Consider the following 570-nt stretch of genomic DNA (forward strand, 5'->3'; position numbering starts at 1 on the left):
CGGCGCCTTCGAAGGCGCCGCTGCCGGGCGGGCCGACCAGCATGTCATGTCGCCGCACGAACAGTTTCGACGCGCCAGGAGCAAGGCCGTCTGCCGCAAGCTGGAGCGGCCGGTCGCCGAGCTGGACCACGCCGTTGGCGATCTGGACCGGAAGCTCGATGGATTCGCCGATGAAGCCGTGGACGAAGGCGGTCGCGGGGCTCTCGTAGACGTCATCGGGCGAGCCGATCTGCTCGATCCTGCCCTTGTCCATCACCACGACGCGGTTGGCGACTTCCAGCGCCTCCTCCTGGTCGTGGGTGACGAAGATCGAGGTGACGTTGATCTCGTGATGCAGCGAGCGCAGCCATCGGCGCAGCTCTTTCCGCACCTTGGCATCGAGCGCACCGAACGGCTCGTCGAGCAGCAGGATGCGCGGCTCGATCGCGAGCGCACGGGCGAGCGCGATGCGCTGGCGCTGGCCGCCGGAGAGCTGGCTCGGATAACGATCGGCAAGCCAGTCGAGCTGCACGAGGTCGAGCAGCTCCCTGACCCGCGCGCGGATCCTGGTCTCCTCTTTCCGGACCGCGC

The 570-nt window shown here is 68.2% G+C and carries 1 protein-coding gene; it reads right to left on the reverse strand.

Going from position 1 to position 570, the window contains the following annotated elements; all coding sequences use genetic code 11:
• Positions 1 to 570, reverse strand: a 570-nt coding sequence (locus AC1D00_RS44525) for a sulfate/molybdate ABC transporter ATP-binding protein (protein ID WP_477015132.1), incomplete at both ends; no start/stop codon positions are given.

Source organism: Bradyrhizobium sp. P2_E8 (genome assembly GCF_056403875.1).